Raw genomic sequence first — 7553 nt, 5'->3', positions numbered from 1 at the left:
CCAGATTTATCTGCTAATGTTTTCAAACTTTCCAACTCAGGACCATCACCACAAAAGATTATAATTACATTTTTGGAAATAAATTTTTCTGCTGCATGAATGATAATTTCCAATCCTTGTGCATGGCCCATCACGCCTGTATAGCTAAAAATAAAACTATCATCTGAAAGATTGAAATTCTTGCGACATTCGCCCTTGTTGAGATTTAAATTAACCACATCATCAGAAATTCCATTGGGTAGCCAATGCAGGTTCTCTAAATGTGTTCGCTCTTTAATGTTTTGAATGATACCCTGTGTTTGTCCGGTAATCAGAAAAGATTTTCTATAAAGAAAAAGTTCAAGACGCTCAGCCATCTTCAAAAGAGATTTATTGGTAATGACACCAAGTTTTTCGGCTGACTCAGGCCAGAGATCGGAGATGTTAAAAATAAATTTTGATCTTTTTATTCTGGAGAGGAGCCACCCTGTTAGTCCTAAAAACAAAGGAGGACTTTCACAAATGATGATATCCTGTTTTTTAAGTTTTAAAATGCCCCAGATGAACGAAGAAATCACAAACGAAAAATAATTAAACAGTCGCGGAATAACAGAGCGGCTTTTGCCGACATATATCCAACTTCTGAGAATTACAATTTCATTAATGCTCTCTGAAATAAAATACTTGCCTTTATAGTTATCGTGAATTTGATTCTGCGGATAATTAGGCATTGCTGTAAGAACGGTTATTTCATGTCCTTCATATTTTAACTGTAACGCAAGGTCAGAAAGGCGATTTTGTGGAGCACCAGTCTCAGGAGGGTAATATTGGGTAAGGATGGTAAATCTCATGTTTTATGATGTGCTTAGTTCATTAATGGCTTGCTGATGTGTAATAAACTCATGTCCCGTTTCAATAAGATAATCAATTAACCATTCATACCATTGCTTCCAGGTAACAAAAGAATTTGAATAATAGCGGTCGTGAAAGAGTATTGAAAGATAATTGATTTTTAATTCTCTGGCTTTTACAATATATTTAATTGTTTCAAGTTTTGCTTGTTCGAGATTATTAATCTGCCATCGCTTTTGTCCGTTAATAATCCATCCATCCATTATTTGTAATGGAAATTCCCATAGTCCATTAATTTGATAAGGGTCTTTAAAATCCTGTATCGAAGCATCATAGGTATATCCTATCTTACCGATGAGGCTAAGAGTATGACTATTCATACGCAAATAATGCATTCTTATTCCAAACGAATCAAGCCCTGATAATTTTTTGAACGTATTAAATTCTTTTTCCATTTCGCCAGCATCATAATAGGCGATGCCATGAACACCAATTTCAAACCCTTTAGTTACAATTTTTTTAATTATTAAAGCTGCCTGATTTAATTCATACGACAAACCTACTCCATTATTTACCCCAACAAAAAAGGTGCTTTTAATATTTCTACTTTGATTAAAAGCAATAACTTCATCAACACCATTCCATTTGTTAAGAGTAAGATCTGCCAATCGGTTTAAAAATTCTTTGAATGTTATTTTTCTGTTGAGTAATTCGATTACAGAGCGAATGTAAAATTTGGGGATTATTAAATCTTTAAACCAGTGCTCATGCACGGTAATATGATCAACATCATGAGACAGTAATATTTTCATTAAAATCGGTTTCTAACTATAAACTTCAAGGCTAATTCTAATGGAAGTATGGCGCGATTAATCATATAGTAGGGGTATAATTCAGGGCCAAATCCACGCATATATTTTTCAACTTCTTTAATCATTGATCCTTCAAAATCGAACTTTTGTAGTCCAGCTTGCTTAGCATGTGATATGCAATTCCATAAGGATAGTGCACCTCCGCTGCTGCTACCAGCCTTGTCATCATATCCACCCAATAGATAGTAGGCTTTTTGGGAATCATGAATACAAAAGGATGCAGCTATTGGTATGCCGTTTTGGTAAGCAACATAAGCAAAGCTATTATGCTCGTTAGCAAACGAAAATAATATTTTGTGTAGTAAAGTTTGATTTACGGCTGTTGATTTCCTTTTAAATGTTTTTAATACTAAATTTAATACTTCATTATAATCATATGTTTGTAAAGCAACAATACCCTCTTTATTTGCTTTTTTCAAATCATTTCTTCGTTGTGCAGAACACGATGTTAACAATTGATTTTCGTCTTGTTTTAAATCAATCATATAAGTGTAAAATGGAACGACCTTAAAATTATTCCAAAAGTACGGCTGTGTATCAGTTATTTCGCAAGGCAAGGCGAGGGTTATGAGGTGAGCTTTTTGTTGATTTAAATAGTTGATAATATGATGATGTATTTTTTTTTCAAAAGATAATGCATTTGATTTATTGGAGGTTCGATTGTAAAAGATTAACCCGCAATTAGGATTAAAAGGTGTTGTTTTAAGATGTTTGAAGAATAATTTTTTTGATAGACTAAAGTAAAATGTTCCGATAATTTTATGATCATTATCAAAAATTCCGGCAATTCGCATTTGCTCATCATCAAATAGCTTTAGCCATTCGGGTTGGTGAAAAATACCACCATATTGCTTTACCAAATTCAAATAAGCGGTATGATTAATGTCAATAGTTTCAATCTTCATAAACTAACTTTTCATAAGCATTAATGAGTTTAGAGCTTTCGTTTTCCCAACTATATTGCTCCAAAATTAATTTACGTCCATTTGCGGCAAGTTGCTCAGCAAGTGTTTTGTGGGAATAAAGTTGCTCAATGGCAAGCGCAATTTTATCAGGATTCAGCGGGTCAGTAAACAAAGCACAGCCATCAAATATTTTTTTCCAATAATCAAAGTTTGACATGATTATTGGTTTTTGACATGCCATATACTCAAAAGCTTTTACAGGTAGGCTGGTAACATAATTTTTAGCTGGATATAATAATGCTATACCAATGTCAGCCGCTTTAATGTAAGGATAAACTTGATCCATTGACATAAAGCCCCAATATTTGGTTTTCGTAAAGCCGGCTAATGATGAACATGTTTTTTGATACGATTCTGATGACCATGACCCTAAAAGCCATAATTCAACAGGAATGCTCACTTTTTCAAGTGCCAGAATGATTTCCTTAATGCCGCGCTCTTCGGAAAGCCCGCCAGCATAGATTAAAGTTAGTTTATCACTTTTATGGTGATAGGCTTTTAGCTTATCAATGAGTCCTACTATGGCAAGGTTCCTGATCACAATAGTTTTAGTAACATTGAATTTACGTGCAATATCTTCTGTGGCGGCTACTATTACATCAAAAAACAAGCAGCAGAACAATTCAATATACTTTACAATAAATGATGCAAAGGTTTTAAAGAGTCTATTTGGAATATAGGGTTTATAGTAAATTTGTTTTGGAAGATCTTCATGCACATCGTAAATGACTTTTTTACCCAATATTTTTAATATTACTCCAATAGGCATTAACTCCGGATCGTGAAAATGATATACCGAAGCTTTTGTTTTTAATGCCTTTTTTAAAGCACTAAAGGATAAAAATGTGGCTCGGAATAAACGGTTGCTGGTAGAGGTTAGACTTATTATTGTAATGCCCTGATTATATTTTATTCCTCCACTGTCGGGAGCCACAATAAAGACAACATAACCTGCTTTACTAAGTGCTGTACATTCTTTAAAAAAAATACGGTCATCTAAAGCATGATGAACTGTAGTTATATGGCAAATTTTAATTCTATTCAATTTAATGTGGAGAATTTATTTCTAAAAAGTAAAAACAATATGATTATTAATCCCCAGCCACCTGAGAACATTAAAGTGCTGATTGCTGATGAAATTAATATAGCAACATAATAGAAGTTTAGCGCAAAACTAATTTTTGAATGAGTTTTGAAAATATTTTGAACAGTAATGATCAAAAAGCTTAATATGAACGCTGAAATCAGCAGACCTTTATTGCCGAAGTTGCCATAATCATACATAAAGGATGGGGCTACTACTGTCCCATGCAATCCTTTGGCGGCATAATTGGGGTAGAGGATATCATACATCTTTGCTGGAAAATCATAATAACTGCAACCTAATAATGGTGCTGCAAAGTTATATGCACAGCCATTTGCAAAAGGTAGTTCTGATGGGATTTTTTGGAACCACTTGGAAATAATTCTACCGGGAAGTATAAATACCCTTTCGCCTATTCCGCGAACAATATACCACGTAGCTACAAAAGCATTATCAGGAGCTATGTTGTTTTCATCTTGGTTTATGGCAAAAGGGTCTTCCTGATAAATATATTCAGAGGTGTTTTGTACGCCACGACCAATTAAAAAAGGATTGGCCACTATTACCAAAAAACACAAAGCAAAAGATAGCAAGGCCGACAGTGATATGAATTTTTTGTATTGGAAAGTGATGGCCAGATAAATCAATAATGGTAAAAAGATGGTTACGATATAACTTTTCTGCATGAGTAATAAAGCATAGCAGGCCCCCATGACTGAAATCAAAATGAAATATTTTTGGTGTTTAATAACAAAAAAATAAAATATAAAAAAAGGCAATATGGCTCTCAGGATAAAGCTGCTCAAATAATTCATCCATAATGGTGTAAGGTAACCAATATTGTTTCTGATTTTTGCAATTACAACATCGTCAGTTGAAGCTATTGCTTTAATTAATGGCAAATGCTTTAAAATAACGATGTGTAAAATAATGGTTACTGCTACAAACGCAATCATTCCTTTTACTATAATGTTTATCATTTTCGAACTTATTGCAAAATGACTCAATAAATCATGTAGCTTTAAAAAAGGAATTAGCAGACTAAATAAGACCGAAAATGTAATAAAAGGAATAAGATAAAATTTAAATATAATGGAGAAATAGGTAAATCCCGAATCAGAATATAGGCCGCATAAAAGAAAGAAAACTACAATCAGATAAAGTATAAGCAGATGGTTGGATTTAAGAAAGTATTTCACTTCGATAGTTTTAAGCTGTTTTGATAACTACGTACGGCTTGCATTACAAAAATGAGATAAATGCTATAAGCTAATACCTCAGTAATCGTGAGCAAAATAAGGAATTTTTTTATTTCAAAATGTTTAAAAAAAGTTAGTGATAGCATTAGTGCTAAATAAATGACTGGCCAAACACTTGCTAGTTTAATACGATTGAGGGCAATTAAAACATTACTTAATGGCGATACTACAAATTGTATGGCATAACTGAATATTAAAATTTGTAAAAAAACACCCGACATACGCCAGGTTTTGCTAAAAAACCATTCAAAAAGCATAGGTGCTATAGTTAGTGAAATGATAAATAGCAAGCCAGAAATGAGTAATAATTTTCTTAATATACTTTTTATAGTAGGTTGAATGCTTTCTTTATTTCTAACCTTTGCTGCAATGTGTTCTAAATAAATTTGTGAGAGTGATAATGTAATAAGCGAAATCGGAGCAAGAATAACAATTCGGGTTTGATTGTATAATCCGGTGATCTCCTGACTATAGTACGATGAAATAAAGAATACCGGTAATGAGGATGCTACTGCATTCATAAGTGCGGGCAATAGATTAAAAATGGGAAATTTGCGATAGTGCTTTAATGAAAGGGTAATTTCATGTGCAGGCTGTCTAAAAATATTGAGTTTTTCTTTTTTTAATTGCCATGCCATGAATGCAGATAATATTAGCCAGCCTGCGGTGAAACCGATAATTAATCCAGTTTGTTTAAAATAAATACCAACTACGATACTAATAAAAGTAATAGATACCGTTTGAATAATTTTGGAAAGGGCATTTCTTTTAAATGCTTTTTTTCTGATCAGCCAATAAGTGCCTGTTTGAAATATTCCCATGCATAATGTAATAATCGGAATGACTGATAAATAATGGTAACTTGCATGAAAATTTAACCTTTTAGCTAATGCATCACTATAAAGTAGCAGTACTAACCATAATATGAAAGCAATTAAAACACTTATTCTGATGGCGCCAGATGCAATTTTTTCAGCAGTTTCATTTTGGTCAGGTAAAATAATTGCGTGCTCGTATCTTAAACATGAAGCAATTCCTATCATTCCAGATGCAACACTAATGGTAGAAAACATGCCAAACTGTTCAGGAGTGTATATTCGGGATAAAACCGGTGAAAATACCAAAGGAATAATTTGTGCTGCAATACTTCCTGCAATAACAATGAGAGAGTTTTTATTTATCTCACTTTGGCTAATTAAACCTTTTAGGTAGCAAAGTAGGTTGAAACTTTTAATATTCATACTTTACTTTCAGGAGTGATATTTGTTTTTTAGTTTACCTGTTTGGTAGAAAAGCCAAATCAAAGATGATAAATAAACTGCAGATTGTCCAATGGAAAAAAAAGTGAGAAAATATACTGTTGAGAATTTCAATATCACGGATAAGATAATAGTTATAATTAAAACAGCAAATCCAGCCAAACTCCAAAGGTACCATTGTTTTTGTTTTGTAATGATAGAAGGAATACGAGTCATTGGTGTTCGGATGAAGTCGAAGAAAAAATAAGGGGTAAGTAGTTGTGCATAAAAGCCGGAAGTTCGCCATTGTGAGCCAAATGCCCATGCAAAAATATCAGGACCTGCCCATATTATAGGAATGACAATAATAGCTGCTATTGCCGATGAGCGTTTAAGGACGTTAACCAGCAAAGGCTGAATATTTTGTTTTGCATGATACCATTCTGCAGCTTTTTGAATGAAAACTTGTTCCATAGCATAACCAATCAGATTAAATGGTGCTTGAAGAATTCTTGCCGTAAGGCCATACCATCCAACAATTGCTGTATTGAAACTGTAAGTTAAAAAATAAACAGGACTATTAATTAATAGCATATCGATAAAAGCTTGCGGGAGATTGTATTTTGGAAAATCAGAATGACTTTTAGCTATAGAGTTTAATTTACGGTCAAAAATTTTAACAAAAGGCAGTTTTTGCTCACGATGGAGTTTTAGTAATAATAGAGATAAGGAAATAATAAGTCCCATAAAGTAGCCACCTATCAGCCCAAATTTTTGATAACCTATTAATCCTGCTATTAAAATAATACAATTAGTAACCACTGATTTCAGAATATTATTTTGAGCTATCAGCGAAAAAAGTATATGACGGTTTAGCCAGGCTATTACCGCTTTACCTAATCCATTCAATAACATCATTAGTGGCAACAACCAAAGCCACGGCAATAAAAAAGTTCTTTCAATGCTGAAGCAATAAAATAAGCTAATGGTCAAAAGGGTAATACCACTGGTAATAAGTGCTGTTCTTACACTGATATTAAAAAGTTGGTTGGCATGATGAGCAGGTGCAGGAACGATGGCTGCATCATATCGCAAACAAACGATTACCGATAGTCCGGTAAGTAAACTCATGAAAGTGGCTAAATGACCAAAATCTTCGGGAGTGTAAAGCCTTGAAAATAATGGCGCCAAAGCTACGCTAATAAGCTGCGCAATGACGCTACCCGTTATAAGGGTTCCCAGATTACGGTAATATGTTTTATGTTCAGTTGCTGCCATGAGAACTGCCTGAAGGCTGTTACTTG

General features: G+C 33.5%; 7 protein-coding genes. All 7 read right to left on the bottom strand.

Annotated features, from left to right (window positions below):
- Window positions 1-830: glycosyltransferase family 4 protein (locus V9G42_00035; protein MEI2757797.1), on the bottom strand; the 830-nt coding region annotated here is incomplete at its 3' end.
- 3 nt (window positions 831-833) lie between these two features.
- On the bottom strand, window positions 834-1643 hold the full coding sequence (locus tag V9G42_00030) for a hypothetical protein (protein ID MEI2757796.1): 810 nt from the start codon (window positions 1641-1643) through the stop codon (window positions 834-836).
- Window positions 1643-2608, bottom strand: a complete 966-nt coding sequence (locus tag V9G42_00025; protein MEI2757795.1) for a GNAT family N-acetyltransferase — start codon at window positions 2606-2608, stop codon at window positions 1643-1645. Before V9G42_00025 ends, V9G42_00030 begins: the two co-directional genes overlap by 1 nt.
- Complete coding sequence (locus V9G42_00020) at window positions 2598-3713, bottom strand: glycosyltransferase family 4 protein (protein ID MEI2757794.1); 1116 nt, start codon at window positions 3711-3713, stop codon at window positions 2598-2600. The genes V9G42_00025 and V9G42_00020 overlap by 11 nt, the downstream gene beginning before the upstream one ends.
- Window positions 3710-4732 carry a hypothetical protein gene (locus V9G42_00015; protein MEI2757793.1) on the bottom strand — a complete coding sequence of 341 codons (1023 nt, stop codon included), beginning with the start codon at window positions 4730-4732 and terminating at the stop codon, window positions 3710-3712. Before V9G42_00015 ends, V9G42_00020 begins: the two co-directional genes overlap by 4 nt.
- 215 nt (window positions 4733-4947) lie before the next feature.
- Entirely contained in the window at window positions 4948-6252 is a 1305-nt protein-coding gene (locus V9G42_00010; protein MEI2757792.1) for an oligosaccharide flippase family protein, read from the bottom strand.
- 9 nt (window positions 6253-6261) lie between these two features.
- On the bottom strand, window positions 6262-7553 hold a 1292-nt coding region (locus tag V9G42_00005; GenBank protein ID MEI2757791.1), incomplete at its 5' end, for an oligosaccharide flippase family protein.

The organism is Bacteroidia bacterium, assembly GCA_037045145.1.
Lineage (GTDB): Bacteria > Bacteroidota > Bacteroidia > AKYH767-A > OLB10 > OLB10.
The sequence above is the reverse complement of the archived record's forward strand: the minus strand, read 5'-3'. Positions and strand labels throughout refer to the sequence as shown.

Excerpts from the sequence above, each read along its gene's own strand:
- V9G42_00030 (MEI2757796.1), bottom strand. The coding sequence starts at position 1,643 with ATGAAAATATTACTGTCTCATGATGTTGATCATATTACCGTGCATGAG.
- V9G42_00025 (MEI2757795.1), bottom strand. The coding sequence starts at position 2,608 with ATGAAGATTGAAACTATTGACATTAATCATACCGCTTATTTGAATTTG.
- V9G42_00015 (MEI2757793.1), bottom strand. The coding sequence starts at position 4,732 with ATGATAAACATTATAGTAAAAGGAATGATTGCGTTTGTAGCAGTAACC.
- V9G42_00010 (MEI2757792.1), bottom strand. The coding sequence starts at position 6,252 with ATGAATATTAAAAGTTTCAACCTACTTTGCTACCTAAAAGGTTTAATT.